Source organism: Microbacterium sp. A8/3-1 (assembly GCF_040267695.1).
Taxonomy (GTDB): Bacteria; Actinomycetota; Actinomycetes; order Actinomycetales; family Microbacteriaceae; genus Microbacterium; species Microbacterium luteolum.
On record NZ_CP158357.1, the window covers coordinates 3,543,320 to 3,569,199 of the forward strand.

26 protein-coding genes are annotated in these 25,880 nt (G+C 69.5%); 10 read left to right on the forward strand and 16 right to left on the reverse strand.

The window, feature by feature from the left end:
• Positions 1–54: 54 nt before the first annotated feature.
• Positions 55–1,290 carry an aminotransferase class V-fold PLP-dependent enzyme gene (locus ABS642_RS17365; protein WP_350351098.1) on the reverse strand — a complete coding sequence of 412 codons (1,236 nt, stop codon included), beginning with the start codon at positions 1,288–1,290 and terminating at the stop codon, positions 55–57.
• 166 nt (positions 1,291–1,456) lie between these two features.
• On the opposite strand from ABS642_RS17365, the gene ABS642_RS17370 reads away from it, so the two are divergent.
• A complete protein-coding gene (locus ABS642_RS17370) occupies positions 1,457–2,149 on the forward strand; it encodes an FCD domain-containing protein (protein WP_350351099.1) in 693 nt (230 codons plus the stop codon).
• Positions 2,150–2,239: 90 nt separating this feature from the next.
• On the opposite strand, the gene ABS642_RS17375 is transcribed toward ABS642_RS17370, so the two are convergent.
• From ABS642_RS17375 to ABS642_RS17405, 7 genes are all read right to left on the reverse strand, one after another.
• Complete coding sequence (locus tag ABS642_RS17375) at positions 2,240–2,755, reverse strand: ACT domain-containing protein (protein ID WP_350351100.1); 516 nt, start codon at positions 2,753–2,755, stop codon at positions 2,240–2,242.
• Positions 2,756–2,903: 148 nt separating this feature from the next.
• On the reverse strand, positions 2,904–3,962 hold the full coding sequence (locus ABS642_RS17380; RefSeq protein WP_350351101.1) for a PLP-dependent cysteine synthase family protein: 1,059 nt from the start codon (positions 3,960–3,962) through the stop codon (positions 2,904–2,906).
• A 22-nt stretch (positions 3,963–3,984) separates the two neighbouring features.
• Positions 3,985–4,740 (reverse strand): hypothetical protein, encoded by a 756-nt coding sequence (locus ABS642_RS17385; RefSeq protein ID WP_350351102.1) that lies wholly within the window; start codon positions 4,738–4,740, stop codon positions 3,985–3,987.
• A gap of 146 nt (positions 4,741–4,886) precedes the next feature.
• Complete coding sequence (locus ABS642_RS17390) at positions 4,887–5,243, reverse strand: cytoplasmic protein (protein ID WP_350351103.1); 357 nt, start codon at positions 5,241–5,243, stop codon at positions 4,887–4,889.
• Positions 5,244–5,286: 43 nt separating this feature from the next.
• The gene (locus ABS642_RS17395) at positions 5,287–6,117 is read right to left on the reverse strand and encodes a GntR family transcriptional regulator (protein ID WP_350351104.1); all 831 of its coding nucleotides are present in this window, start codon (positions 6,115–6,117) and stop codon (positions 5,287–5,289) included.
• Between the two features lies 1 nt (position 6,118).
• A complete protein-coding gene (rbsD, locus tag ABS642_RS17400) occupies positions 6,119–6,523 on the reverse strand; it encodes a D-ribose pyranase (protein ID WP_282215790.1) in 405 nt (134 codons plus the stop codon).
• Between the two features lie 9 nt (positions 6,524–6,532).
• Positions 6,533–7,495, reverse strand: coding sequence for a ribokinase (locus ABS642_RS17405; protein WP_282215791.1), 963 nt, complete (start codon positions 7,493–7,495; stop codon positions 6,533–6,535).
• Positions 7,496–7,589: 94 nt separating this feature from the next.
• Between ABS642_RS17405 and ABS642_RS17410 the strand changes: the two genes are divergently transcribed.
• Positions 7,590–8,273 (forward strand): transaldolase family protein, encoded by a 684-nt coding sequence (locus ABS642_RS17410; RefSeq protein WP_350351105.1) that lies wholly within the window; start codon positions 7,590–7,592, stop codon positions 8,271–8,273.
• Between the two features lie 125 nt (positions 8,274–8,398).
• Here the strand turns inward: ABS642_RS17410 and ABS642_RS17415 are convergent, their stop codons facing one another.
• The gene (locus tag ABS642_RS17415; protein ID WP_350351106.1) at positions 8,399–9,076 is read right to left on the reverse strand and encodes a FadR/GntR family transcriptional regulator; all 678 of its coding nucleotides are present in this window, start codon (positions 9,074–9,076) and stop codon (positions 8,399–8,401) included.
• 46 nt (positions 9,077–9,122) lie between these two features.
• Between ABS642_RS17415 and ABS642_RS17420 the strand changes: the two genes are divergently transcribed.
• Complete coding sequence (locus ABS642_RS17420) at positions 9,123–10,091, forward strand: amidohydrolase family protein (protein ID WP_350351107.1); 969 nt, start codon at positions 9,123–9,125, stop codon at positions 10,089–10,091.
• 152 nt (positions 10,092–10,243) lie between these two features.
• Here ABS642_RS17420 and ABS642_RS17425 read toward each other — a convergent pair whose 3' ends face one another.
• Both ABS642_RS17425 and ABS642_RS17430 read right to left on the reverse strand, forming a co-directional pair.
• Entirely contained in the window at positions 10,244–11,011 is a 768-nt protein-coding gene (locus ABS642_RS17425) for an SDR family oxidoreductase (protein WP_350351108.1), read from the reverse strand.
• Positions 10,993–11,853, reverse strand: coding sequence for a fumarylacetoacetate hydrolase family protein (locus tag ABS642_RS17430; protein ID WP_350351109.1), 861 nt, complete (start codon positions 11,851–11,853; stop codon positions 10,993–10,995). The genes ABS642_RS17425 and ABS642_RS17430 overlap by 19 nt, the downstream gene beginning before the upstream one ends.
• Before the next feature lie 125 nt (positions 11,854–11,978).
• Here ABS642_RS17430 and ABS642_RS17435 point away from each other — a divergent pair, with 125 nt between their 5' ends.
• Together ABS642_RS17435 and ABS642_RS17440 are read left to right on the forward strand one after the other, a co-directional pair.
• Positions 11,979–13,274, forward strand: a complete 1,296-nt coding sequence (locus ABS642_RS17435) for an L-fuconate dehydratase (RefSeq protein WP_350351110.1) — start codon at positions 11,979–11,981, stop codon at positions 13,272–13,274.
• The gene (locus ABS642_RS17440; RefSeq protein ID WP_350351111.1) at positions 13,261–14,235 is read left to right on the forward strand and encodes an aldo/keto reductase; all 975 of its coding nucleotides are present in this window, start codon (positions 13,261–13,263) and stop codon (positions 14,233–14,235) included. The genes ABS642_RS17435 and ABS642_RS17440 overlap by 14 nt, the downstream gene beginning before the upstream one ends.
• A 135-nt stretch (positions 14,236–14,370) precedes the next feature.
• On the opposite strand, the gene ABS642_RS17445 is transcribed toward ABS642_RS17440, so the two are convergent.
• Positions 14,371–15,372, reverse strand: a complete 1,002-nt coding sequence (locus tag ABS642_RS17445) for a LacI family DNA-binding transcriptional regulator (protein ID WP_350351112.1) — start codon at positions 15,370–15,372, stop codon at positions 14,371–14,373.
• A 198-nt stretch (positions 15,373–15,570) separates the two neighbouring features.
• Between ABS642_RS17445 and ABS642_RS17450 the strand changes: the two genes are divergently transcribed.
• From ABS642_RS17450 to ABS642_RS17470, 5 genes are all read left to right on the forward strand, one after another.
• Positions 15,571–16,440, forward strand: coding sequence for a sugar phosphate isomerase/epimerase family protein (locus ABS642_RS17450; protein WP_350351113.1), 870 nt, complete (start codon positions 15,571–15,573; stop codon positions 16,438–16,440).
• 188 nt (positions 16,441–16,628) lie between these two features.
• Positions 16,629–18,131, forward strand: a complete 1,503-nt coding sequence (locus tag ABS642_RS17455) for a sugar ABC transporter ATP-binding protein (RefSeq protein WP_282215801.1) — start codon at positions 16,629–16,631, stop codon at positions 18,129–18,131.
• Complete coding sequence (locus ABS642_RS17460) at positions 18,131–19,165, forward strand: ABC transporter permease (protein ID WP_282215802.1); 1,035 nt, start codon at positions 18,131–18,133, stop codon at positions 19,163–19,165. The genes ABS642_RS17455 and ABS642_RS17460 overlap by 1 nt, the downstream gene beginning before the upstream one ends.
• A gap of 85 nt (positions 19,166–19,250) precedes the next feature.
• On the forward strand, positions 19,251–20,252 hold the full coding sequence (locus ABS642_RS17465) for an ABC transporter substrate-binding protein (protein WP_282215803.1): 1,002 nt from the start codon (positions 19,251–19,253) through the stop codon (positions 20,250–20,252).
• A 134-nt stretch (positions 20,253–20,386) separates the two neighbouring features.
• Complete coding sequence (locus ABS642_RS17470) at positions 20,387–21,238, forward strand: CPBP family intramembrane glutamic endopeptidase (protein ID WP_350351114.1); 852 nt, start codon at positions 20,387–20,389, stop codon at positions 21,236–21,238.
• Positions 21,239–21,498: 260 nt separating this feature from the next.
• Here ABS642_RS17470 and ABS642_RS17475 read toward each other — a convergent pair whose 3' ends face one another.
• The 4 genes from ABS642_RS17475 to xylB are packed head-to-tail and all read right to left on the reverse strand — an operon-like array spanning position 21,499 to position 25,880.
• On the reverse strand, positions 21,499–22,467 hold the full coding sequence (locus ABS642_RS17475; protein WP_350351115.1) for an aryldialkylphosphatase: 969 nt from the start codon (positions 22,465–22,467) through the stop codon (positions 21,499–21,501).
• Complete coding sequence (locus tag ABS642_RS17480) at positions 22,467–23,426, reverse strand: shikimate dehydrogenase (RefSeq protein ID WP_350351116.1); 960 nt, start codon at positions 23,424–23,426, stop codon at positions 22,467–22,469. Before ABS642_RS17480 ends, ABS642_RS17475 begins: the two co-directional genes overlap by 1 nt.
• Before the next feature lie 10 nt (positions 23,427–23,436).
• Positions 23,437–24,390, reverse strand: a complete 954-nt coding sequence (locus tag ABS642_RS17485; protein ID WP_350351117.1) for an NAD(P)-dependent oxidoreductase — start codon at positions 24,388–24,390, stop codon at positions 23,437–23,439.
• Positions 24,390–25,880: a xylulokinase gene (gene xylB, locus ABS642_RS17490; protein WP_350351118.1), complete on the reverse strand. Its 1,491-nt coding sequence runs from the start codon at positions 25,878–25,880 to the stop codon at positions 24,390–24,392. The genes ABS642_RS17485 and xylB overlap by 1 nt, the downstream gene beginning before the upstream one ends.

Here is a 25,880-nt window from a genome sequence, read left to right on the forward strand (position 1 = left end):
GTGCCTCTCAGTTGGTGTTTCGGGTGGGGTGCGGGTTTCGGGTGGGGGTGCGGGTCAGGGGATGATGACGGATGCCGCGGGCCGGATGCCGGCGCGCTGGAGGATCTGCGGGATGCAGCGCTCGACGAAAGCCTCGAAGTCGGAGGCCTCGGAGTAGAGGTGCGCCGAGAGGCGGAAGTAGCCGATGCCGCGGAAGCTCGTGAACGCGGTCTCGACGCCGGTCTCGTCGAGCAGGTCCATGCGCAGGGCGTCGGCTTCCTCCCGCGTGGCACCGAGGCCGAGGGGAAGGCGGACGAGCCGCATCGACGGCACGGGAGAGGGAAGCGGGGTGAGGGGCTCTTCGTCCGCGTACGGGCGGAAGCCCTCGGCGATGATCTCGGCACCGGCATCCGCCAGGACGGCCATCGTCTCGCGCGCCCGCTGCCAGCCGTACTCGCTCTCGATGAAGTCGATCGCGGCCGGGGTGGTGAGGTAGGTCGTCGCGTCGATCGTGCCCTGCGTGTCGAAGCGCGTCGGGAAGGACTCCTGCGCGGCCCACGAGTCGATGAGGGGCCAGAGCTCCTCGCGGTCGTGGGTCTCGGTGACGAGCAGGGCCGAGCCGCGCGGAGCGCAGGGCCACTTGTGCAGGTTGCCGAACCACCAGTCGCCGCCGGCGATGGCCGCGGCATCCGCGACGAGACCGGGCGCGTGGGCGCCGTCGACGAGGGTGCGCACGCCCCGCTCGGCCGCGAGTGCGGCGATGCGCCGCGTCGGGAGGAGACGGGCTGTGGGGGAGGTGATCTGGTCGACGACGATGAGTTTCGTTCGTGCGGTGAGTGCGTCGGCGAAGCGCTCGACGATCTCGTCGTCGGAACCCAGCAGCGGAAGCTCGACGACCCGCACGGTCGCGCCGAAGCGACGGGCGAGGCGCTGCGCCCCCATCGTGATCGCGCCGTACCCCTGATCGGTGACGAGGATCTCGTCCCCGCTCTCGAGGCGGAGGGCGTTGTAGACCACGGTCGCGGCGGCGGACGCGTTCGGCACGAAGGCGCTGTCCTCGGGGCGTGCGCCCACGAAGGGAGCTGTGCGCTCACGGGCGGCGCGGACGCGTTCGGCGATGCGGGGGAACCACTCGACCGGGCTGAGATCCGCCTTGCGTCGGAGTGCGTCCTGCTGTTCGACGACGGTCGTGGGGACGGCGCCGAACGAGCCGTGGTTCAGATGGATGATCGCCGGATCCAGGGGCCAGGCATTCCGCGCGCGGTCGAACGACCTCAGTCGGATCGGGGCGGGGAAACCGGTGGCCTGCATAGGTCCTCTTCAACACGTCGGGGGGGGGAGTTGTTGCACAACTTTGCCATAGCGCTGGCTAGATCACCAGATATCACGGATAATTTAATAAAGTCGTCATACGACTTGGTCGCGTCGTTCGCGTCCGACAGACTCACAGGAGATCCGAGTGCCAGAGAGGAACACGATGAGCGCGTTGGACAAAGCGCTGCACGGACTGCGGGCGCTCATCGCCGACGGTGCGCTGCGGCCGGGAGACCGGCTGCCCAGCGAAGGCGAGCTGTGCGAGACGCTCGGCGTCTCCCGCGGATCCCTGCGTGAAGCGATCCGCACGCTCGGCGCCCTCGGCGTGCTCGAGACCCGGCACGGGTCGGGCAGCTATGTGAGCGAGCTGCGGGCCGCCGACCTGATCGGGAGCCTGTCGCTCACCGTCGGGCTGTTGCCGATGGCGGGGGTGCTCGAGCTCACCGAGCTGCGCCGGGTGCTCGAACCGCACGCCGCGGCGCTCGCCGCAGCACGCATCGATGCCGAGACGGTGGAGAAGCTCGATGAGCTCCTGGGCGAGATCGAGGAGAGCGACGACTTCGATGATCATTCGCGGCTCGACCATGAGTTCCACATGACGATCTCGAAGGTCGCCGGCAACGACGCCCTCACCAGCCTCATCGATGTGCTCCGGTCGCGCTCGCGCGCCTACCGGATCCACGATGCGCACGACGCCGCGGAGCTCAAGCTGCACTCGGATGCCGGGCACCGGGCGATCCTGCGCGGTCTCGCCGCGGCCGATCCGGTCGCTGCCTCTGCGGCGGCGTCATCGCACGTCGCGTACACGGAGTACTGGGTGCGCAAGTACACCGAGGTCGAGGAGCAGGCGGAGTAGCTCTGCGTCGACCCGCCCCTCTAGGGACGAACCGGCCTCTTCTGTGCGTTCGCAGAGGGCCGGTTCGCGCCCAAGGGGGCGGCTCGGCAATCAGGCGAGGGTGATGTCGACCTGGATCTCCGCCGCGATGCGCTCGAGGTCGGCGCGCAGCGCGTCGAGGTCGACGGATGCCGGGACCCGCGCCGTGACGGATGCCTCGAACAGGCGCCCGCCGGCCATCGCGGCATCCCGGGTCTCGGTGGCCAGCTCCTCGATGCTCAGAGCGTGCGAGCTCAGCACGGTCGAGATCTCGCGGACGATGCCGTGGCGGTCGTTGCCGAGCACCCGGATCGTGAGGAGCTGGTCGTCTTCGATGTCTGCGGCTGGGGTGCCGGTGAGCACGGCGAGGGTCAGCAAGCCTTGACCCTGCAGGCTTCGCAGCGCGGTCTGCAGCTCGGGTGCGCGGTCTTCGGCGACGGAGACCTCGATGACGCCGGCGAAGGTGCCGGCGAGCTCGGCCAGCGAGCTGTTCTCCCAGTTGCCGCCGTGCGCATCGACGACATCGGCGACGGCGGCGACAAGGCCGGGACGGTCTGCTCCGGCGACGGTGAGGATCAGAGTTGTCATGCGGCCAGCGTAACGCGGTCGACCGGCACGGACCGGCTGGGTCGCTGAGCCTGTCGAAGCCTCGTGTGGGGCCCTTCGACAAGCTCAGGGACCCAGGGTTGCGGGTCGGGGGCCCAGGGTGCGGGTCAGGGGGCCAAGGGCGCGGACGTCAGTCGGCCCAGACTCCCGTCTCGAGGAAGGACTCCAGCCGGGCGCGGTGCGGGGCGAGGTCCCAGCCCTGGGCTGCGACCCACTCGTCGGAATAGTAGGTGCCCGCGTAGCGGACGCCGCTGTCGCAGATGAGCGTCACGACGCTGCCGGTCTCGCCGGCCGCACGCATCCGGGCGATGAGCTGGAACGCGCCGTAGAGGTTCGTGCCCGTCGACCCGCCCGCCCAGTGCAGGGTGCGTGCGCGCAGCATACGGATCGCCGCGATCGAACCGGCATCCGGCACGCGGATCATCTCGTCGATCACGCTCGGTACGAACGACGGCTCGACGCGGGGCCGTCCGATGCCCTCGATGCGGCTCGGGCGTCCGGCGGGGGCGTCGACCGTGCCGGCCCAGCCGTCGTAGAACGCCGAGCCCTCCGGGTCGACCACGGCGATCTGCGTCTCGTGGCGGCGGTACTTCACATACCGGCCGAAGGTCGCGCTCGTGCCGCCCGTTCCGGCTCCCACGACGATCCAGCGGGGGATCGGATGCCGCTCCTGCGAGAGCTGGCTGAAGACGCTCTCCGCGATGTTGTTGTTGCCCCGCCAGTCGGTCGCGCGCTCGGCGAACGTGAACTGGTCGAGGTAGTGACCGTGGCAGTCCGAGGCGAGGCGCTGCGCCTCGGGCGACATGTCCTCGGCGCGATCGACGAAGTGGCAGCGACCGCCGTAGAACTCGATGAGGTCGATCTTCTCCTGGCTGGTGGAACGCGGCACGACGGTCACGAACGGGAGTCCCAGCATCCGCGCGAAGTACGCCTCCGACACTGCCGTCGATCCGCTGGATGACTCGACGAGCGTCGTGTTCTCGTGGATGCGGCCGTTGACGAGCCCGTAGAGCAGGAGCGAGCGCGCGAGGCGGTGCTTGAGGGAGCCGGTCGGATGCACCGACTCGTCCTTCAGGTACAGATCGATGCCCCACTCGGGCGGCAGCGGGAACAGATGCAGATGCGTGTCGGCGCTGCGATTGGCATCGGCTTCCAGCAGGGCGATCGCGGTGCTGGTCCAGGAGGTCACGGATCGAGCGTAACGCGCCCGCTCACTTGTCGGTGTAGCCGCCTTCGCCGGTCTCGCCGTCGTAGGTGAAGGCCTTGTCCTCCAAGGTGATCTTGATGTCGTCGCCGAGCGGCTGCTGCGCGAGCAGGCGCTCCTCGAGCATCGCCATCCGTTCGTCGTACTCCTGCGCCTGCTGCTCGTCGATCCCCCAGATCGTCGCGACCTTCATGTCGGTCATCAGGTACAGGAAGGCCGTGACGGCGGTGCGGTTGTACTCGTTGTCCGGGATCGTCTGCCAGAGCGCCCCGGAGTCGCGCAGGCGCTTGTACTCCTCGATCTTCGCCTCGAGCCGATCCGCGATCCCGGAGGCGTCCGCGTCGGGATCGGCAGGCTCATCGCCGTCGTCCGACGGCCTATCCGGGTCTTCGGCGAACGCGCTCGGACTCGGCACCGGGGCGGGCGGTGAAGCCTCGTCCGGCCCGCGGACGAGGAACCCGACGAGCAGCGCCACGCCGACAACCGCGAAGATGACGAGACCGCCGACCACGGCCAGCACGATGCCGAGGGCGTTCGAGCTCTTGGCGGCAGGCGGAGCTGCGTATGCCGGACCGGGAGCCGGGTAGCCGCCCGCAGTCGCGTAGGGAGGTAAGGGCGCAGCGGGCTGCGCGGGAGGAACGGGCGCACTCACGGGTGGCGCGAGCGGGACGACGGGCGGAAAACTCGGAGCCTGGCCGCCCGCATCCGCCGGTGGAGGCGGAATGACGTTGTCCGGCTCTGCCCCCGTCTGCTCGTCTGTCATCGTTCTCCCCCTGGATCGACGGCACCTGCCGGATGCCTCTTTCCGAAAGGTAGCCGTTTCCGTCGTCGACCGTGCGGGCAGATCTGCTCAGGCGGCCGTGCCCTGGGGAGTATCTCGCCAGCACCGTCGACGTGCAGGAGAGATCGTCAGGCGCCCGCGGGCTGCGCGGGCCCCAGGGTTCCGGATGACTGCTCCCCGGCGGCATCGCCTTTGAGCTCGACGAGGATCGTGTGGGTCGGGGTCGTCCCGGTGTTCTCGCCGGAATGGCGCTGCGCGGGGATCCACACGGCCTGTCCGGAGGGCAGCGAGGTGTCGAACGTGCGCTCGCCGGCGCTGAGGCGACGGGAGAAGTCGCTGAGGGTGACCATCACGCTGTTCGGGTGGTCATGCGGCGTCGTCTTGTCGCCGGGCTCGTCGGTGTACTCGAGGACGCGGACGTGCTCGTTCTCCCAGAGCGTGCGGTAGTGATCCGGGTTGGTCAGGGTGGGATCGTCGGTGATCATGCGGCGACGGTACACCCGGCGGGATGACGGCGGCAGACCCTCTTCAGCCGACCGTTCCTGCGGGAGAAGCACCGCCGTCGCCGTCGACGTGCAGGAGAGATGCCTGCGACTGCTCCTGCTGCAGCTGGAACTCGAAACGCGACCGATCCCCGCGGTGGTAGGCGATGAAGTACTCCATCGGCGTCCCGTCGGCGCTGCGGCTCACGCTGCGCAGCCGCAGCAGGGCCGAACCCGCGCTGACGCCGAGGAGCTGCGCCTGCTCGTGGGTCGCGACCGTGGCCTCCGCCGAACGGACGCCATGCGTCGCGACGATGCCGTTGTCGGCCAGGAGGCGGTACAGCGACGCCTCGGTCAGGTCGGCGTCGAGGGTCACGGCGCCTACGGCATCCGGCATCCACGTCGTCGACAGCGACCACGGCTCGCCGTCGACATGACGCAGACGCTCCAGCACGACGACCGGCGACCCGGCAGGCAGCTCCAGCGCCGCGGCGATCTCGTCGTCGGCGGTCGTCCGCTCGTGCCGCAGCACATCGCTGTGCACGTGCCCGCCGCGGCGCTCGACGTCGTCGTACAGACCGACCAGCGTGTGCACGAGACTCTCGCTCGTGCGCGGCCGCGACACGAACGTGCCCTTGCCCTTGACCCGCTCGACCAGCCCCTCGTGCTCGAGCTGGGCGAGCGCCTGACGCACGACCGTGCGGGAGATGCCGTACCGCTCGCACAGACGGTGCTCCCCGGGGAGCGGGTCGCCCGGTTGCAGACCGTCGCGCGCGATGCCGTCGATGATCAGCTGGCGCAGCTGGTCGTACATCGGTGCGGCGGAGTGCCGGTCGATCGTGTCGTCGGTCGCGGTATCGCTGCTGGTGCCGGTCATGTCAGTACGCGACCCCCGCGTGCAGGATGACGTTCGCATAGGGAGTGAACTCTCCCGAGCGGACGAACGCCCGCGCGCCGTGCGTCAGCTTCTTGAACTCCACGTGCGGCACGAGCTCGATCTCGAAGCCCATCCCGGCGAAGCGCTCACGCAGGGCGTCGAGCACTTCGGGACTCTTCTCGGCGACCTCGGCGGACACCGTGGCGCCTTCGACGACGAGCTCGGCCAGCACGGTGTCGAGCACGTCGAGGAAGGCCGGTGCTCCGGGGCGGTAGGCCAGGTCGATGCGCTCGGAGCCGGTCGGGATCGGCAGCCCCGCGTCGGTGACGACGAGCAGGTCGGTGTGCCCGGTCTCGCTGATCACCCGCGAGAGCGCGGGATTGATCGTGGTCGCTGATTTGCGCATGGATTCTCCTCAGTTCGTGGTGGTCGCGGATTCCCGCGCCTCGAGGAAGGCGTCGACCTCGGCGCGGTGCGGCAGGCTCGGCGAGGCGCCCTGCTTCGTGACGGTCAGTGCTCCGGCCGCCGTCGCCAGGCGCACGGCCTCGTTCAGGGTGCTGCCGTTCGCGAGGGCGGCTCCGAGGTACCCGGCGTAGGCGTCGCCAGCGGCCGTGGTGTCGACCGCCTCGACCGGGAACGGCGGGATGACGGTCGCACCCTCGCCGGTCACCACGCAGGAGCCCTGTCCTGCGAGCGTGATCACCGCGGCGCCGACGCCCTGGCGGAGGAACCAGAGTCCGGCGAGTTCCGCCGTCGCGGCATCCGTCACCTCGATCCCGCTGATCAGCGAGGCCTCGGTCTCGTTCGGCGTGACGATGTCGACGCTCCGCCAGATCTCGGGCGGGAGCTCGGCCGCGGGTGCCGGGTCGAGGATCACGGTCATGCCGTGCTCGCGTCCTCGAGCCGTGATGTGGGCCGTGAGGGCCGACGGCGTCTCGAGCTGCGTGAGGAGGACGGAGGTCGTCGATGCGAGCGCGTCGAGCGCCGCGTCGATCTGCTCGGTGCTCAGCGAGGCGTTGGCGAGCGGGACCATCACGATGTCGTTCTGCGCGGAGGCGTCGACCCGGATGTGCGCGATGCCCGTGGGGCCGGGAACCGTCCGCAGGTGCGTGAGGTCGACACCCGCTTCGCCGAGGCCGTCGACCACGAGGTCGTGGAACAGGTCGTCGCCGACGCAGCCCACGAAGCTCGTGCGGGCGCCGGAACGACCGGCGGCGACCGCCTGATTCGCGCCCTTGCCGCCGAGCATGAGCGTGAACTCGTCGCCGAGGATCGTCTCGCCCCTGGCGGGGAGTCGCTGTGAGAAGGTGGTCACATCAGCGGTGACGCTGCCGACGATGACGACGCCGGAGCGATCACCGGAAAGTGCGGGGGACATCTCGCTCCTGATCCTCTTTGACTTGCGTCTGCAGCTGTCATTACATTAGCCGAATCCGAACCTGTAACGACAGGTTCCTGTGTCTGGAGCTCCGATGACCGCGATCGCCCCCCGCCTCTACGTCGACAGCGCCGACACCGACCGCGTCTCTCGGCTCCTCGCCGCGGGCGTCGTGCACGGCGTGACGACCAATCCGACCATCCTCGAGCGCGGCGGCAGGACAGCCGCCGACATCCCCGAGCTCTACGCGCGCTGGGAGTCCGAAGGTGCGCAGGAGATCTTCTTCCAGACCTGGGGCGGCGACACCGCGTCCTTCCTGCGCAACGCCGAGGGCATCCGCACCCTGGGAGACCGGGTCGTGGTCAAGGTGCCGGCGACGGCCGACGGCTTCGCCGCGGCATCCGCTCTCGTGCGCGACGGCGCCACCGTGCTCGTCACCGCCGTCTACTCGGTGGCCCAGGCGCTCGTGAGCGCGAGCATCGGCGTGCGGTACATCGCGCCCTACCTCGGACGGATGCGGGATGCCGCCGCCGAGACCGGCTTCTCGGGCCCCGGCGCGGAAGACGTCATCGCCCGCATGCAGGAGGTCTGCGTCGGCAGCGGTACCGACGTGCTCGCGGCGTCGCTGCGCTCGCCGGAGGACATCGTCGGACTGCGCATGCTCGGCGTGCCGTACTTCACCGCGGCCCCCGACGTGATCGAGCGGATGCTGCTGCACGACGTGAGCGACCGCTCGGCCGTCGAGTTCGACGCCGCGATGGGGCGTCTCGGGGCCTGAGCCGCCTGTGGCGGCGGGCAGGTTCTGCGGCCGATCGGAAGTTCTGCGGCCAATCCCGGGCATTGCGGCCGCAGAAGCTCGAGATGGCCGCAGAAGTTGCGCCGCCGCGCGCCGCGAGGCTCGATTCAGGCGGATGCCGCCTGGCGCAGCCACCGTTCGACGCCGGCGATGTGCGCCGTGGTCAGGGAGGTCGCGAGCGCGGAATCGTGCTGCGCGATGGCCTCGGCGATCGCGCGATGCTCGGACAGGGTGCGCTCGACCGCGCCGGCCTCGGTGAGGCCGCGCCAGACGCGGGCCCGCACGGTCTGGCTGCTGAGGTGCTCGATCAGACTCGCGAGGTAGGCGTTGCCCGCCATGCGGACGATCTCCCGGTGGAAGCGGATGTCGTGCTCCACCAGCTCCTCGATCGTGACGGAGGCATCGATCCCGTCGATCTCGCTCACCAGCTCGGCGATCGCCTCATCGGTGCCGAGGTTCGCGGCGAGACCGGTCGCCTGCGACTCCAGCATCCGTCGCACGGCGAAGATCTCGAGCATCGAGTCGTCATCGTGCATGTCGACGACGAACGAGATGGCCTCGAGAAGGAGGTGCGGCTCCAGACTGGTCACGTAGGTGCCGTCGCCGCGCCGCACGTCGAGCACGCGGATCACCTCGAGCGCCTTGACCGCCTCGCGCATCGAGTTGCGGGAGAGCCCGAGCCGCTCGGACAGCTCCTTCTCCGGAGGGAGTCGATCTCCGGGCGAGAGCTCGCCCGACACGATCATCGCTTTGATCTTCTCGATCGCCTCGTCAGTCACGGCCATGGCGTCATCCTAGCGATTGATCGGATGTCTGAGGCAGGATGGACGCATGCGCGTCATCGATTCACACCTGCACCTGTGGGATCCGGAGCTTCTGGAGTACTCCTGGCTCGAGGGGCCGTACGACGCCCGGTTCGCCGAGGCCGAGCTGGAGCGTGCGCGGCTGGGCGCCGCAGCAGAGGAGAAGGCCGTGTTCGTGCAGGCCGAGACGGCCGAGGACCGCTTCCTCGACGAGGTGCGCTGGGTCGAGAGCCTTGCGGAGCGTATCGGCGTGATCGGCATCGTGGCCGGCGTGCGCCTCGACCGCGGAGTCGACACGACGACGCACCTCGACGAGCTCGCCGCGCAGTCGCTCGTGGTCGGGGTGCGGCACAACCTGCAGGATGAGGCGGACGGCCTCGCGGTGTCCACCGCGTTCGTCACCGGAGCGCGCGAGGTCGCGGCGCGCGGGTGGACCTTCGACGCGTGCGTCCGTGCCGCCCAGCTGCCCGATGTCGCCCGTCTCGCCGGTGCCATCCCGGAGCTTCGCATGGTGCTCGACCACCTGGGCAAGCCCGAGGTCGGCACGGCTGATGCGCCGCGCACGCCCTCGGTGGAGTGGGTGCGAGATCTCGACGAGCTGTCGCGGCATCCGGAGGTCTTCTGCAAGCTGTCGGGGCTCCCCGCGGAGGCGGCGGGGAACTGGAACAGGGAGCAGCTCGAGCCGTTCCTCGATGTCGCCGCCGACACCTTCGGCGTCGAGCGGCTGATGTGGGGCAGCGACTGGCCCGTTTCGGCGATCGGTCCGGCGGAGTCCGGCGATCCGCACGCGTCGGACGACGGCGCTGCCGCGTACCAGGCGACCGCGCGCTCGCGCTGGCTCGAGGTCGTGGTGGCCTGGGCGGAAGCGCGCGGCCACGACGTCGACGCCATCCTGTGGGCGAACGCCGAGCGCTTCTACGGTCTGGGCGACGGGGGGCGGCCGGACGCGACGGAGCCGCCGCGCCGCGGCATCCTGGGCTGGTTGCGCGGGGAGTAGGTCGGGAGTTCTCGTTCCGGTCGCAGTTTCTGCCGTCTCTGGTCGTGCGGGGCAGCATCGTTTGCGACCGGAACGCGGGGGCGCGGCGGATTTCGCGACCGGACCGGCGGACCGGCGCGCCGGAGCGTCGGAACGGATGCCGTGGGCCGGAGCTACTCCGCGCGCAGGCGGAGCTGCGCCATCCCGCCGTCGACCTCGATGAACGTTCCCGTCGTGGAACCGGCCGACGGGCCGACCAGGTAGGCGACGGCAGCGGCGACCTCGTCGGGGCTCACCAGCCGACCGTGCGGCTGCCGTGCCTCGAGAGCCGCACGCTCGGCAGCGGGGTCGGATGCCGAGTCCAGCAGTCGCCCGACCCACGGGGTGTCGGCGGTGCCCGGGTTGACGGCGTTCACGCGGATGCCCTCGCGCAGGTGGTCTGCGGCCATGGCCCGGGTGAGCGCCGAGACCGCGCCCTTGGAGGCGCTGTACAGCGCCCGCTGCGGCAAGCCGGTCGTGGAGGCGATGGATGCCGTGTTGCAGACGGATGCCGACGGCGACTTCCGCAGCCAGGGCAGCGCCGCCGCGGTCACCCGCGCGATGCCGGTGACGTTGATGGAGAGCACGCGCGCCCACTCGTCGTCGTCGTTCGCCGCGATGTCGCCCTGCGCGCCGATGCCGGCGTTGTTCACGACGATGTCGATGCGGCCGAACCGCTCGGCGACCGCGCCGACAGCAGCGTCGACGCTCGCGCGGTCCGACACGTCGGCCGTGAACGCCGCGAACGCGGCATCCGCTCCGGAGGTGTCGCGATCGAGCACCGCGATCTGCGCCCCGTCGGCGTGCAGGCGGTGCGCGATCGCCGCGCCGATGCCGGATGCTCCGCCGGTGACGATCGCCACCAGTCCTTCCAGTGCGCCGGTCACTTCTGTGCCTTCCATGCCACGAACTCCTGTCGCTGACGGCCCAGGCCGTCGATCTCGACCTCGACGACATCACCGGCCGCGAGGTAGGGGAAGTTGCCCGAGAGCGCCACGCCCTGCGGGGTTCCGGTGAGGATGAGGTCACCGGGCTCGAGCGTGACGTACTGGGACAGGTGGTGCACGATGTGCTCGACCGAGAAGATCATGTCGCTCGTGTTCGAGTCCTGACGCGGCTCGCCGTTGACGAAGCTGCGCAGCCCGAGGGCGTGATGGTCGACCTCGTCGGGGGTGACCAGCCACGGGCCGGTCGGGTTGAAGCCCGGCGCGATCTTGCCCTTCGACCATTGCCCGCCCGACACCTCGATCTGGAAGGCGCGCTCGGAGACGTCGTTGGCCACCACGAAGCCGGCCACGTGCGTCATCGACTCGTCGGGGGAGTCGAGGTAGGAGGTGCGCGCGCCGATGACGATGCCGAGCTCGACCTCCCAGTCGGTCTTCTCGCTGCCGCGCGGGATCGTGACCTCGTCATTCGGGCCGACCACGGTGTTCGGGGTCTTCAGGAAGATGATCGGGATGGTCGGCGGCTGCGATCCCGATTCGGCCGCGTGGGCCGCGTAGTTCATGCCGACGCAGATCACAGCACTGGGCCGGGCGATCGGGGCTCCGATGCGGAGGGCAGCGGCATCCGCCAGCTCGGGGAGCTCGCCGGCGTCACGTGCGGCGGCGACGCGAGAGCGGAAGTCGCCGGCGAGGAATTCACCGTTCACATCGGATGTCAGGGAGCGGAGGTCGAGGTGGCGGTCACCCTCCACCAGGACGGGGATCTCGCTCCCTGGGTTGCCAAGCCGCGCGAACTTCATGATTCTCCTGATCGGTCATGGGGCCGCTTCTGCGCGGCCGGTCTCGTTGACAGTATAGACATCCGATGTTTACACTCCAAGAGATCCGCGCGAAGAAAACAGCTCGCGCATGGAGAGGAACCCCCGTGAGCCGCATCGTCGCCCTCGACACCACCGACATCCGCTTCCCCACGTCGCTCAGCCTCGACGGTTCGGACGCGATGAACCCCGACCCGGACTACTCCGCGGCGTACGTGGTCGTGCGCACGGATGCCGACGACGGCATCGAGGGCCACGCCTTCGTGTTCACGATCGGCCGAGGCAACGACGTGCAGGTCGCGGCGATCGACGCGCTCGCCGGGCACCTGGTCGGGCGCGAGGTCGAGCCGCTCCTCTACGACATGGGCGGCACCTTCCGGGCGATCATCGGCGACTCGCAGCTGCGCTGGCTCGGCCCCGAGAAGGGCGTCATGCACATGGCGATCGGCGCGGTCATCAACGCGCTGTGGGACATCAAGGCGAAGCGCGCAGGGCTCCCCCTCTGGCAGCTGCTCGCCCGGATGACGCCCGAGGAGCTCGTCGACCTCGTCGACTTCCGCTACCTCACCAACGCCCTCACTCCCGAGGATGCGCTCGAGATCCTGCGCGCCGCCGAGCCGGGTCGCGCCGAGCGCGAGCAGGAGCTGCTCGCCACGGGCTACCCGGGGTACACCACGAGTCCCGGCTGGCTCGGGTACTCCGACGAGAAGCTCGAGCGGCTCGCTCGCGAGGCCATGGCCGACGGCTTCACCCAGATCAAGCTCAAGGTGGGCGCCGACCTCGACGACGACATCCGCCGCTTCCGCAAGGCGCGCGAGGTGTGCGGGCCGGACTTCCCGATCGCGATCGACGCCAACCAGCGCTGGGAGGTGTCCGAGGCGATCGAGTGGGTGAATGCGCTCGCCGAGTTCCACCCCGCCTGGATCGAGGAGCCGACCAGCCCCGACGACGTGCTCGGTCACGCCGAGATCGCCCGCGGAGTCGCGCCCATCCGCGTCGCCACCGGTGAGCACGCGCAGAACCGCGTGATCTTCAAGCAGCTGCTCCAGGCCGAGGCGATCTCCGTGATGCAGATCGACGCCGTGCGCGTCGCCGGGGTGAACGAGAACATCGCGAACCTGCTGCTGGCGGCCAAGTTCGGCATCCCGGTCTGCCCGCACGCCGGTGGCGTCGGCCTGTGCGAGGCCGTGCAGCACCTGTCGATGTTCGACTTCGTGGCCGTCACGGGTACCCGCGAGGGCCGGATGATCGAATTCGTCGACCACCTGCACGAGCACTTCGTCGTGCCGACCGACATCCAGGGCGGCTCGTACATGGCGCCGACCGCGCCCGGCGCCGGCATGGAGATGAAGGCCGACAGCATCGCCACCTACACGTGGACGGGCGCGCATGTCGGGGTCTGAGCGCGCGGCTGCTCTCGAGCTGCCCGCCCTCGGCCACGGGGCCGCGAACGTCGGCAACCTGTTCCGCGCGATGACCGACGACGAGGCCTGGGCCGTCCTGGATGCCGCGTGGGAGAGCGGTATCCGGTACTACGACACCGCCCCGCACTACGGGCTCGGCCTGTCGGAGCGCCGGCTCGGCGCGTTCCTGCAGACCAAGCCCCGTGGTGAGTATGTGCTGTCCACGAAGGTGGGCCGGCTGCTGCGCCCGAACCCGCAGCACGCGGGTGGACTCGACACCGCGAACGACTTCCACGTGCCCGACGACCTCCAGCGCGTGTGGGACTTCTCGGCCGACGGCATCCGTCGGAGCCTCGACGAGTCGCGCGAACGCCTGGGCATCGAGCGCATCGACCTGCTCTACCTGCACGACCCGGAGCGCCACGATCTGGACCTCGCGCTCGCCGAGGCCTTTCCCGCCATGGAGCAGCTGCGCGCCGAGGGCGAGGTCACGGCGATCGGCATCGGATCGATGGTGTCGGATGCCCTGGCCGCTGCCGTCCGCTCCGCCGACCTCGACCTCATCATGGTCGCCGGGCGCTACACGCTGCTCGAGCAGCCCGCCGCCGTCGATGTGCTGCCGGCGTGCCGGGAGCGGGGGACCGGGATCGTCGCGGCATCCGTCTTCAACTCCGGACTGCTCGCCTCGAACGAGCCGCGCCGCGACGGACGCTACGAATACGGACAGCTGCCCGACGAGCTGTGGGAGCGGCTGCTGCGGATCGCCGCCGTCTGCGCTGACCACGGCGTGCCGCTGCCGGCCGCCGCGATCCAGTTTCCGCTGCAGGCTTCGGGAGTGCGCTCGGTCGTCGTGGGCGGGAGTCGTCCTGAGCAGCTGCGCCAGAACGCCGCCTACGCGGCGCAGGAGATTCCCGAGGAGCTGTGGGAGAACCTCGCCGCCGAGGGGCTGATCCCGGCCTGAGGGTGTCGTCGGGCCGGGCTCGACGTTCACAACTCAGCAAGAACGCACGCAGATCGCCCGGAACCGGGCGGATTCGGGCCAAGGTTCGACGATCGTGCTGAATAGTGCACGCCGTCGACGCGTGACGAGACCGCCTCAGCGCCCGACGGTCGACTCGCGCACGATGAGCTCGGCGGGGAACGGCGTGGTCGCGGGCGGCGGAGCCGTCGGGTCGGCCAGCTGCTGCAGCAGCGCGGCACCGGCGGCGCGCCCGATCTCATAGCCCGGCTGACGCACGCTCGTCAGCGGCACCACGCCCTGGTGTGCCTGGTCGACATCGTCGAATCCGACGAGTGCGATCTCCTCGGGAACCCGGATGCCGTGCCGCAGCAGCTGCGTGAGCACGCCGAGCGCCACCATGTCATTCGCGGCGAAGACAGCATCGGGGCGCTCACCGGCGGGCAGGGCGATGAGCTGTTCGGCGGCGCGCAGCCCGTCCTCGGTCGTGAGATGCGGCACGTTCTGCACCGTGATCGTGGCTGAGGTCCCGGCGACCGCGTCGCGCAGCCCGGCCAGGCGGTCATTCGACTGGCTGACCGTGGGGCTGCCGAGGAACAGGATGCGCGTGCGTCCGAGCGACAGCAGATGCTCGCCGGCGAGACGCCCGCCGCCGCGGTCGTCGAACAGCACGGATGCGACCGTGGGCGAGTCACGGATGGGGCCGACGACCACCGAGCGGATGCCGCGCTCGGCCAGGAGCTCGAGACGCGGCACGACGTCGCCGAGCGGGTAGATCACGATGCCCTGCACGCGGTGCGCCTCGAACATGTCGATGTTGCGTCGCTCCTGCGCGTCATCGCGGTTGCTGTTGCTGAAGAACAGCGACCAGCCGCCTTCGCGCGTCACGTCGTCCACGCCGCGGGACAGTTCATTGAAGTAGGGCAGCCACGCGTCGAGCAGGATCAGCGCGAGCGCCTTGCTCGACCCTGCGCGCAGCTGCCGCGCCGACTCGTTCGGCACGAAGCCGAGCTGCTCGATGGCCGCCCGCACGCGTTCGCGGCTCGACGTGCCGAGCACGTGCGGGTGGTTGAGGTAGTTCGACACGGTCGAGGACGAGACCCCGGCAAGAGCGGCGACGTCTTTGACGCTCGCGGGCATGGAGGCTCCTCGTCGGGATGGGGCCGCCGGCGGGACGCGCCGGGCGGACGTGGCGACACCAGGCTAGCGGGAGAATTGCAACGTGCCAAGAAAGTTCTTGACTCCGCACCTCCCGCGGGCGTAGCGTGTCTGGCACGCCACTTGCAACGTGCCAAGTGGCGAGGCGACGGTGCCGAACACCCGCCTGCGAGAGGCCCCATGAACATCGGCTGCCACGGGCTCGTCTGGACCGGGAACTTCGATGCCGACGGCATCCGCCTCGCTGTGGAGAAGACGAAGGCGGCGGGCTTCGACCTCATCGAGTTCCCGCTCATGGATCCGTTCTCGTTCGACGTGGCGGCCGCGAAGGACGCCCTCGAGGAGCATGACCTCGCGGTGAGCGCATCGCTCGGGCTGTCCGAGGCGACCGACGTGACGAGTGCCGATCCTGCGATCGTCGCGGCGGGCGAAGCGCTGTTGCTCCGCGCGGTGGACGTGCTCGCCGAGCTGGGCGGCGAGCACTTCTGCGGAGTGATCTACAGCGCCATGAAGAAGTACATGGAGCCCGTGACGCCCGAAGGGCTCGCGAGCAGTCGCGCCGCCATCGCGCGGGTCGCCGACCACGCCGCCGAACGGGGAGTGTCGGTGTCGCTCGAGGTCGTCAACCGCTACGAGACCAACGTGCTGAACACGGCCAGGCAGGCGCTCGACTACCTGGCGGAGGTCGACCGGCCGAACGTCGGGATCCACCTCGACACGTACCACATGAACATCGAGGAGTCGGATATGTTCGCGCCGGTCCTCGACGCCGCTCCCGCCCTGCGCTACGTGCACATCGGCGAGAGCCACCGGGGCTACCTCGGCACCGGGACGGTCGACTTCGACACGTTCTTCAAGGCGCTCGGCCGTATCGGCTACGACGGCCCGATCGTCTTCGAGTCGTTCTCGTCCGCCGTCGTCGCTCCGGACCTCAGTCGGATGCTCGGCATCTGGCGGAACCTCTGGACCGACAACGACGAACTCGGCGCGCACGCCAACGCGTACATCCGCGACAAGCTCGTCGCGATCGAGTCGATCCGGTTGCACTGAGGCGCGAGCCGGAGTTCCGGTGCCGGGAAGGTCAAGATGTTATTACAAGCCTTCCCCATCCGACCTCCGTTAGATACATTCAGATACAACTTGCGCGAAAGAGGCGCAGGCCGCAGAATTGATCCGATGTTTACTGCGGCCCGCATCGCCGGAACCGCAACATGACCTTCAAGGAAGCAGGTGAGCACATGAGTGACCCCATTCTCCGAGTGGAGGGGATCAGCAAGGGATTCCCCGGTGTGCAGGCGCTGAAAGACGTGCACCTGGAGGTGCGTGCCGGCGAGGTGCTGGTGCTGGTGGGAGAGAACGGCGCCGGGAAGTCGACGCTGATGAAGATCCTGTCCGGGATCTACACCAAGGACGAGGGAACCATCACGTTCGAGGGCCAGGAGGTGGAGCTCACCAGCCCGCTGCAGGCCCAGGAACTCGGCATCACGATCATCCATCAGGAGCTCAACCTGATGCCCGACCTGACCGTCGCGCAGAACATCTTCGTAGGCCGTGAGCCGACTTCCGGGCCGTTCCTGTCCGAGCGGAAGCTCAACACCCAGACTGCGGAGCTGCTGAAGCGTCTCGGCATCCGCCTCGACCCGCGTCAGCTCGTCGGCGAGCTGACGGTCGCCGAGCAGCAGATGGTCGAGATCGCCAAGGCGCTGTCGTTCAACGCCAAGGTCCTCATCATGGACGAGCCGACGTCGGCCCTCACCGACACCGAGGTCGAGACGCTGTTCGTGCTGATCGAGCAGCTCAAGGCGTCGGGCACCGGCATCGTGTACATCTCGCACCGCATGGACGAGCTCCGCCGTCTCGCCGACCGGGTCACGGTGCTCCGCGACGGCACATACATCGGATCACTCGACCGCGCGGAGGTCACCATCCCCACCATCATCGAGATGATGGTGGGCCGCGTGATCGACGAGGGCACGCGCCCCGAAGCCCGCGAGCACATCAACGATCCGATCGTCCTCGACGTGCAGGGTCTCTCCACGAGGAACCTGCTGAAGGACGTGTCGTTCCAGCTGCACAAGGGCGAGATCCTCGGCTTCGCCGGCCTCATGGGCGCCGGCCGCACCGAGACGGCGCGGGCCGTCATCGGCGCCGATCACCGCGACGGCGGCACGATCTCGATCAGCGGACGTCCGGTGCGCATCGGCCAGCCGGCGGATGCCGTGAAGCACGGCCTCGGCTATCTCTCGGAGGATCGGAAGCTGCTCGGGCTCATGCTCGAGCAGGACGTCACGTTCAACACCGTCCTCGCCTCCCTCGGCTCCTATGCCAACGGCATCGGCTGGATGGGCGACAGCAAGGCGAAGAACCGCACCAAGGAGTACGTGCAGCAGCTGCGGGTGAAGACGCCCTCGGTCAACCAGGTCGTCAAGCTCCTCTCCGGAGGGAACCAGCAGAAGATCGTCATCGCCCGATGGCTGATGCGCGACTGCGACATCCTCATCTTCGACGAGCCGACCCGCGGCATCGACGTCGGCGCGAAGGAAGAGATCTACCGCCTGATGCAGCAGCTCGCTGACCAGGGCAAGTCCATCATCGTCATCTCATCGGAGCTCCCGGAGATCCTCCGCGTCGCGAACCGCATCGCGGTCTTCGCGAACGGCCGCATCACCGGAACGCTCCGCAACGAGGAAGCCAGCCAGGAGAAGATCATGCAACTCGCAGCCCACGGGGAGGAAGACTGATGAGCACCCCACAGCAGCCCGGATCGTCGACGACGACGATCATCCAGACGGCGGTGAACGAGGACACCGACAAGCGCGACGTCGGCGCCTTCCTCAAGCGCCAGCTCCAGCAGTCGCTGGCGTTCGGCACCCTCATCGTCCTGGTGATCTTCTTCACGATCGCCAGCCCCAACTTCTTCACCTTCAGCAACATCGCCACGGTCCTCCTCTCGACCGCGGTCATCGGCATCCTGGCCCTCGGCACCACCTTCGTCATCATCACCGGAGGCATCGACCTCTCGATCGGCACCGGCATGGCGCTCTGCGCCGTGATGACGGGTGTGTTCGTGACCAACATGGGCCTCCCGGTCTGGGTCGGCGTGATCGGCGGCGTGCTGACCGGTGTGCTGATGGGTCTGGTGAACGGCGTGAACATCACGTTCCTGCGCCTGCCTCCGTTCATCGCCACGCTCGCGATGATGATGATCGCCGGCGGTCTCGCACTCGTCATCTCGAACGTCTCGCCGATCTACTTCTCCACCTCGGCACCGGACTTCAAGAAGATCGCGCTCGGCGTGATCATCCCCGGCATCCCGAACGCCGTGCTGATCACCGCGGTGGTCGCGATCATCGCGTGGCTGGTGCTGTCGAAGACGCTCCTCGGCCGCTACACCTTCGCGATCGGCTCCAACGAAGAGGCCACGCGCCTGTCCGGCGTCAACACCCGCCGCTGGACGATCCTCATCTACATGTTCGCCGGAGCCTTCACCGGCATCGCGGGCATCGTGATCGCCGCCCGCCTCGACTCGGCCCAGCCGCAGATCGGCATGGGGTACGAGCTGCAGGCGATCGCCGCGGTCATCATCGGCGGCACCTCGCTGCTCGGCGGACGCGGATCCATCCTCGGCACCGTGATCGGCGCGCTGATCATGAGCGTGCTCGTCAACGGCCTGCGCATCCTGTCGATCCAGCCCGAATGGCAGAACATCGTCGTCGGCGTCGTCGTGCTGCTGGCCGTGTTCCTCGACTCGCTGCGCAACCGCCAGCGGACCTGAGCCCGTTCGACCCGACTCAACTGAATAGCACCACGCAGTCCACCGTCGGCCCTGGCCGGCAATCACAGAGAACAATGGAGTTTCCATGAAATTCGGCAAGAAGACCGCATTCGCGGCACTCGTGGCAGCATCCGCGCTGGTGTTCGCCGGCTGCGCCGGCGGCGGAGACGTGATCGAAGAAGGCAGCGGCGGAGGCAGCGGCAGCGGCGACGGCGAGATGTACATCGCCCTCGTCTCGAAGGGCTTCCAGCACCAGTTCTGGCAGGCCGTGAAGAAGGGCGCGGAGCAGAAGGCGGAAGAGCTCGGCGTCAAGATCACGTTCGAAGGCCCCGCGGCCGAGACCGAGATCGCCGGCCAGCTCGAGATGCTGACGGCCGCCATCGACAAGAACCCGGATGCCATCGCCTACGCGGCGCTGGACCCCGAGGCCTGTGTCGCCCCGCTCGAGCAGGCGAAGTCGAAGGACATCCCTGTCGTCTACTTCGACGCTCCCTGCAACGGCGATGTCGGACTCAGCCTCTCCGCGACCGACAGCAAGGTCGCGGGTGCGCTCGCCGCAGAGCACATGGCCGACCTGATCGGCGGCAAGGGCGAGGTCGCGATCGTCGGCCACTCGCAGATCAACTCGACCGGTGTCGAGCGTCGTGACGGCTTCGTCGAGAAGATGGAAGCCGACTACCCCGACGTCAAGATCGTCGACATCCAGTACGGCGACGGCGACCACCTGAAGTCGGCCGACATCGCGAAGACGCTGATCGCGGCGCACCCCGACCTCAAGGGCATCTACGGCACGAACGAGGGTTCGGCCATCGGCGTCGTGAACGCCGTGAACGAGCTCGGTCTGGAGAAGGGCAAGATCACCATCGTCGGGTTCGACTCCGGTGCAGCGCAGATCAACGCCATCAAGGACGGCACCATGGCCGGCGCCATCACGCAGGACCCGATCGGCATCGGCGAGCAGGTCGTGCAGGCCGCATACGACGCGGCCAACGGCAAGAAGGTCGACGAGTTCTACGACACCGGCTCCTACTGGTACGACAAGACCAACATCGAAGACCCGAAGATCGCCGCAGTCCTCTACGAGTGACCTGATGTGATCGATGGGAGCCCCTCGCCTTCGGGCGGGGGGCTTCTTCGCTGCCTCCGGGGTATGAGACCGAGGTCGAAGACGGCCCCTGGGTAGCATTGACCGCTCTCCGGGCCGCTGCGAGCGTTGCGGGCATGACCTCGCAGACATCGAGTCGCCCCCTCCGAGCCGATCTGACCCTGTTCGCGATCGCCACGGTCCTCCTCACGGGCGCGCCGTACGTGATCCTCCTGCTGACCGGATGGGAGGTGCTCAGCGGCCCGGGCCTGTGGCTGTTCGGGCTGGGCACCTCCGGTCCCTCGCTCGCCGCGCTGGCTGTGTTTCTCTTCTGGTCCCGTCGCCGGCGGAGGGTCGCCCGAACGCGAGTCGCCGCACCGTGGCTGTGGGCACCTGCCGCCGTGGTCCTCGGCATCCTGCCCACTGTCGCCGCGAACCTGCTGGTCGATCCGGGGGGATTCTCCGCCGACCTCGCTCGCGCTCCCGAGGTACTGGCCGGCTTCGGCGGCGGCCTCCTGTTCGTGGTCCTCTTCCTCATCACGGGGCCGATCGCGGAGGAGTTCGGATGGCGGGGCTTCGTGCAGCCTCGACTGCGGTTGTGCTGGACCCCGGTGCGCACGGCGGTCGTGCTCGGCTCGGTCTGGGCGCTGTGGCACGTCCCGCTCTACTTCCTTCCCGGGACGGGGCAATACGAGACCGGGTTGTTCACGGTGGGCGGGCTGATCTTCATGATCACCTGCATCCCGCTCTCGCTCCTCTATGTGTTCGTCACCGAAAGGCTGGGCGGAAAGATGTGGGCGGCCATCCTCATCCATTTCGCGGGGAACGCGATCGGCGCCTTCTTCCCGTCGGAGGACCCGGTCGTCCTCGTCGCGCAACTCCTGATCACGGTTGCTCTGGCCGCAGTCGTGCTGCTCGCCTGGGGACCGGCTCGTACCTCGCGGCTCTCGCCCGCGCCTCCGGCGCTCGCCGGGGAGTCGCGCGTCTGAAGAGTCGCGCCCACCGGCCGGGCGGCGGGGGTTCCACCACCGGGGCATCGGGTAGCGCGCTCCACACGAGATCACCCGCGATCGGTCTGCCCTGGTTCGGGTCGAGTGCTACGTAGTTCATGATCTGCTCCCTTCGATTAGTGCAACTCCAGGGTTGCACTAATCGAAGATGAGCGCAACCCTGGGGTTGCACATAGAGTCGGCGGAGATCTCGGCGTCGGGCCGACGCAGATGCAGATGCAGATGCAGATGCCGCAGGCTCAGGCTGAGAGGGTGAGCAGGCGGGCGGGGTTGGCGACGAGCATCCGGTCGACGGCGTCGTCGCCGACGAGGGCGCGGAGCCGCGGGAGGTAGCGCTCGCCGAGGTAGGCGAGTCCCGGCATCCCGCCGTAGGCGATGTAGCGGGAACGCCTTGCGACGTCTCCGCCCAGCACAATGCGGTCGGCGGCTCCGCGCTCGACGACGGCCGCCGTCAGCGCGAGCAGCTCGGCGTCGGATCGGGTGCGGGGGCGGGCGAAGCCGTCGTACCCCAGGTAGGCGCCACGCTCGGCGAGCGAGACGTGGAGTCCGGCATCCGGATCGCGATCGGCGTGAGCCAGCACCACCCGATCGGATGCCACACCCTCGGCCGCGAGCAGATCGAGCACCTCGTGGGCCGCGGTGCAGAACTCCAGGTGCACCATGACCGGGGCGCCGGTCTCGCGGTGAGCGGCGGCGACAGCGAGGAGGGTGGTGCGCTCGAACGGGCTGATCCGCCAGTAATCCACCCCGCCTTTGAGCATCCCGGCGCGCACCGGGCCGCCGGCGGGCGTCACGGCCGACGGCACCTCGGGCGTCTCGAACACGGCCGTGTCGGACTCCGGCATCCCGCGCGTGATGTCCGCGACGAACAACGCCGCCAGTCGGTCGGCGGTCCAGACCTGCATCGGGTGGTCGGCGCCGTAGTGCGCCTCGCGGTGCCGGCCCGTGGTCGCGACGATGTGCAGCCCGGTCGTCGCGCTGATCCGCGCCAGCGCCGCGGGGTCGCGGGCGAGGCCGAAGGGTGTGGCATCCACCATGGCCTCGAAGCCGCTCGCCTTCAGGAGTCCGGCCTCCGCACCCGACGCCGCCTCGTCGTCGAGCTCGTCGCCGGGCAGCAGCGGCGAGACCTGGAACAGGTGCTCGTGATAGTCCACGCGCCCGAGCGCCGCCGGCTCGATGTCGCCGAGCACTGTCCGGACGACCGGCATCAGCGCACCGACTCCGCCGCCTCGGCGAGCCGCTCGACGGTCTCGGGGGTGAGATCGAGCTCGAACACGTCGGCCACGACCTGCGACCAGCCGTGGATGAAGTAGCGCCAGCCGTCGACGACGTGCAGCGACCGGGCGGCCTCCTGCGCGCGGGCCTGGTGCAGGAACTCGAGCGACCCGCGGTAGTTGAACTCCCAGGCGTAGGCGCCCTCGGGGAACACGACCGCGTCGGTCAGCGGCGAGCCGGGCCGGTCCTTGCCGAGTCCGGTGGCGTTCGCGATCACCGACCCCGGGGGAGCGGCGGCGACGACGGCATCGGCGTCGTCGGGTGTCGCCGTGATGACGTAGTCGATCAATCCTTCACGCGTGCCGTGCTGTCGGTGCACCTCGCGCAGGTGATCGAGCTTCTCCTGCGACCGGGCGGTCACCGTGATGCGGGCGGGAGCGTCGACGCGCTCCGCCAGGGCCCAGCTGAGCGCCGTGCCCGACCCGCCCGCGCCGAGGATGACGACCTCGGCACCCGTGCGGGCGAAATGGTCGCCCGAGAGGAAATCGTTCAGCGCGAGATCGACCGTGATCGGGTCCTTTGCGCGCCCCGACAGCAGCGGCCCGCGCTTCGAGATGCTCGAGATCTCGGCGCACGACACCGCGAACGGGTCGAGTTCATCGAACAGATCGGATGCCGCGGCGTACACGTTCATCTTGTGCGTGGTCACCAGGGCGCCGCGGTGGTGCGGGTCGTCGCGGATCTGCTCGACCATCGCGCGGTACTGCGCCGGCGTCGCATCCATCGGCAGGTCATGGCCGATCAGCGTGCGGGTCGGCAGGCCGAGGATGTCGGCCCACAGCGGGAACACCTTCATGATCGACGATGACGCCGTCGTCACGCCGACGAAGCCCATGTAGTCGGCCTGCGTCGTCGGGGCGGCGAGCGGATCGGTGGTGAGGGACGAGGTCATCGGGAGTCTCCTAGCGAGTGGTCACGGGATGGGCGGGCTCTTCGCCCCGGAGCACGGCGAGCGCGTCGGCGAGCGAGATCGAACCCATGTTGTCGACGGCCTGCGTGGTCTGTGCGCCGAGATGCGGTGTCACGATCACGCGGTCCGCGAGTGCCGGGTCGAGCAGCGGGCTGCCCTGCGCCGCGGTGTCGCCGTCGAGGGTGTCCGCCGCATAGCCGGCGAGGATGCCGTCACGCAGGGCCTCCGCGATCGCGGCCTCGTCGACGAGGTCGCCGCGGGCGGTGTTCACCAGCACGGTGCCTCGACGCATATGGGCGAGTCGCCCGGCGTCGACGAGCAGCTGTCCGCCCGGTGCGTGCAGGGTGATCACGTCGGCGATGCGGAACAGCTCGTCGAGGTCGATCGGCTCGGCGCCGTTCGCCCGGATGAGGTCAGCGGACAGGAAGGGGTCGGCGGCGACGACGCGCGGACCGAATCCGCTCAGGCGCTTCGCCACGCCCTGACCGATGCGGCCGAAGCCGACGATCCCGACGGCGGCGGCGCCCAGCTCGCGTCCGCGCCGCACGCTCCAGTCGCCGACGCGCACCCGGCGGTCGCCGTCCGGCACGAAACGGAGCGCGGCCAGCATCAGGCCGACCGCGTGGTCGGCGACGGCATCCGCATTGGCGCCGGGGGTGTTGGTGACCGGGATGCCGCGGCGACGGGCCGCCTCCAGATCGACGGCTTCGGTGCCGACGCCGTAGCGGGCGACGACCCGGAGCTTCGGCGCCGCCTCGAGGTGCTCGTCGGTGATCGCTCCGGTGCCCGCGATCCAGGCATCGGCGCCATGGAGCAGCGGTCGGAGCTCGTCGACGTCGTGGTGAGCGGGACCGCGCAGGATCCGGTGTCCGGCCTGCGCTGCGCGCCCGACGAGGTCGAGGTCGCCGTCCGAGAACGAGCGGCTGGTGACGAGGATGACGCCCATCAGCTCGGCCGTCCTGCGAACCAGGGGGCGAGTGCGGTGTAGGCGTCGGTGAACCGGGCGTGGCGCTCGGCGTACACGGCGTGGCGCCCGGCATCCGGGGTGAATTCGGCCGTCACCTCGCTGAGGGCGCGGGCCGCCGAGAAGTCGGCGAGGCCCAGGCCCACCGCACCCGTGACCGCGGCGCCGAGGCTGTTGGCCTCTTCCACGATCGTGCGCCGCCGCACCGGGACACCCCACACGTCGGCGAGGACAGAGAGGTAGACGTCGCTCTGCGCGCCGCCGCCGACCGCGTCGATACGGTCGATCACGGCGCCCGATTCCCGGAACGCCTGGATGCAGGTGAGCAGGTTGAACGCGGTGCCCTCGAGAACCGCGCGCATCAGGTGCGCCCTGGTGTGGTGGCGTGCGAGGCCGACGAAGGCGCCGCGGGCGTCGGGGTCCCAGAGTGGGGAGCGCTCGCCGAGCAGGTACGGCAGGAAGTAGAGGTCGTCGGTGTCGATGTCGTCCGCCGCCTCGGCGATGAGCCGTCCGGTCTCGGGGTGCGCGGGGTCGGGGGAGAGGGCCTCGGCGATCCACTGCACAGATGCTCCGCCGGCCTGCATTGTCGCGGTCGGGACGAACGATCCCGGCACGACGTTGTCGAACGTGAAGGTGCGCATCGCGGGGTCGTGCAGCGGGGCGTCGGCCGCGAACGAGATCCACGATGAGGTGCCGAGGCAGACGTACGCGCCGTCCTCGGGCGCGACCACGCCCGAGCCCACGGCGGCGAGCGGGCCGTCGCCGCCGCCCATCACCACGGGAACGCCGGCGGGCAGGCCCAGCGCGTCGGCCGCGGCATCCGTCAGTCCGCCCGCGATGTCGGTCGACTCGAGGATCTCGGGGAAAAGGGCAGGGTCGAGGCGCGCGGCCTGCAGCACTTCGTCGGACCAGGTGCCGGAGCGCTGGTCGTAGGCGTTGGTGCCGGAGGCATCGGAGCGATCGGTCGCCAGGCGTCCGGTGAGCCGCAGTACGATGAAGTCCTTCGCCACGCAGACGCGGCGCACGCGCGACCAGGTGTCGGGCTCGTTATCGCGCACCCACATGACCTTCTCGAGCGAGTAGGTCGGGTTGAGGCGGTGTCCGAGGATCTTGTAGGCGTGCTCCGCGCCGAGGGCCGCCTCGAGCTCGCGCTGCTGGGCGCCCGCTCGTGTGTCGGCCCAGATGATCGCCGGGCGCGTGGGCTCGCCATCGGCGTCGAGCAGCACGGCGCCCATCATCTGCCCGCTCACGACGAGTCCGGCGATGTCGGCCGGGGCCGTCTCGGTGCGCGCGAGCAGATCGCGGGTCGCGGCGACGACCGCGTTCCACCAGTCGGCCGGGTCCTGCTCGGCGATCCCGCCGGCGGCGAAGTGCGCCGGATACGGCACGGTGACGGCCGCGACCAGTCGTCCGTCGTCGTGGTGGAGCGACGCCTTGTCGCCGGTGGTCCCCAGATCGTGCGCGATGAGCAT

What these genes read in the sequence shown, in the direction of transcription:
- ABS642_RS17405 (WP_282215791.1), bottom strand. Translation starts at nt 7,495, where the DNA reads ATGTCCCCCGCACTTTCCGGTGATCGCTCCGGCGTCGTCATCGTCGGC.
- ABS642_RS17415 (WP_350351106.1), bottom strand. Translation starts at nt 9,076, where the DNA reads ATGGCCGTGACTGACGAGGCGATCGAGAAGATCAAAGCGATGATCGTG.
- ABS642_RS17425 (WP_350351108.1), bottom strand. Translation starts at nt 11,011, where the DNA reads ATGGAAGGCACAGAAGTGACCGGCGCACTGGAAGGACTGGTGGCGATC.
- ABS642_RS17475 (WP_350351115.1), bottom strand. Translation starts at nt 22,467, where the DNA reads ATGCCGGTCGTCCGGACAGTGCTCGGCGACATCGAGCCGGCGGCGCTC.
- ABS642_RS17390 (WP_350351103.1), bottom strand. Translation starts at nt 5,243, where the DNA reads ATGATCACCGACGATCCCACCCTGACCAACCCGGATCACTACCGCACG.
- ABS642_RS17420 (WP_350351107.1), top strand. Translation starts at nt 9,123, where the DNA reads ATGCGCGTCATCGATTCACACCTGCACCTGTGGGATCCGGAGCTTCTG.
- ABS642_RS17440 (WP_350351111.1), top strand. Translation starts at nt 13,261, where the DNA reads ATGTCGGGGTCTGAGCGCGCGGCTGCTCTCGAGCTGCCCGCCCTCGGC.
- ABS642_RS17465 (WP_282215803.1), top strand. Translation starts at nt 19,251, where the DNA reads ATGAAATTCGGCAAGAAGACCGCATTCGCGGCACTCGTGGCAGCATCC.
- ABS642_RS17430 (WP_350351109.1), bottom strand. Translation starts at nt 11,853, where the DNA reads ATGAAGTTCGCGCGGCTTGGCAACCCAGGGAGCGAGATCCCCGTCCTG.
- ABS642_RS17450 (WP_350351113.1), top strand. Translation starts at nt 15,571, where the DNA reads ATGAACATCGGCTGCCACGGGCTCGTCTGGACCGGGAACTTCGATGCC.
- ABS642_RS17485 (WP_350351117.1), bottom strand. Translation starts at nt 24,390, where the DNA reads ATGGGCGTCATCCTCGTCACCAGCCGCTCGTTCTCGGACGGCGACCTC.
- ABS642_RS17375 (WP_350351100.1), bottom strand. Translation starts at nt 2,755, where the DNA reads ATGACAACTCTGATCCTCACCGTCGCCGGAGCAGACCGTCCCGGCCTT.
- ABS642_RS17455 (WP_282215801.1), top strand. Translation starts at nt 16,629, where the DNA reads ATGAGTGACCCCATTCTCCGAGTGGAGGGGATCAGCAAGGGATTCCCC.
- ABS642_RS17370 (WP_350351099.1), top strand. Translation starts at nt 1,457, where the DNA reads ATGAGCGCGTTGGACAAAGCGCTGCACGGACTGCGGGCGCTCATCGCC.
- ABS642_RS17395 (WP_350351104.1), bottom strand. Translation starts at nt 6,117, where the DNA reads ATGACCGGCACCAGCAGCGATACCGCGACCGACGACACGATCGACCGG.
- xylB (WP_350351118.1), bottom strand. Translation starts at nt 25,880, where the DNA reads ATGCTCATCGCGCACGATCTGGGGACCACCGGCGACAAGGCGTCGCTC.
- ABS642_RS17445 (WP_350351112.1), bottom strand. Translation starts at nt 15,372, where the DNA reads ATGCCCGCGAGCGTCAAAGACGTCGCCGCTCTTGCCGGGGTCTCGTCC.
- ABS642_RS17410 (WP_350351105.1), top strand. Translation starts at nt 7,590, where the DNA reads ATGACCGCGATCGCCCCCCGCCTCTACGTCGACAGCGCCGACACCGAC.
- ABS642_RS17385 (WP_350351102.1), bottom strand. Translation starts at nt 4,740, where the DNA reads ATGACAGACGAGCAGACGGGGGCAGAGCCGGACAACGTCATTCCGCCT.
- rbsD (WP_282215790.1), bottom strand. Translation starts at nt 6,523, where the DNA reads ATGCGCAAATCAGCGACCACGATCAATCCCGCGCTCTCGCGGGTGATC.
- ABS642_RS17460 (WP_282215802.1), top strand. Translation starts at nt 18,131, where the DNA reads ATGAGCACCCCACAGCAGCCCGGATCGTCGACGACGACGATCATCCAG.
- ABS642_RS17480 (WP_350351116.1), bottom strand. Translation starts at nt 23,426, where the DNA reads ATGACCTCGTCCCTCACCACCGATCCGCTCGCCGCCCCGACGACGCAG.
- ABS642_RS17470 (WP_350351114.1), top strand. Translation starts at nt 20,387, where the DNA reads ATGACCTCGCAGACATCGAGTCGCCCCCTCCGAGCCGATCTGACCCTG.
- ABS642_RS17365 (WP_350351098.1), bottom strand. Translation starts at nt 1,290, where the DNA reads ATGCAGGCCACCGGTTTCCCCGCCCCGATCCGACTGAGGTCGTTCGAC.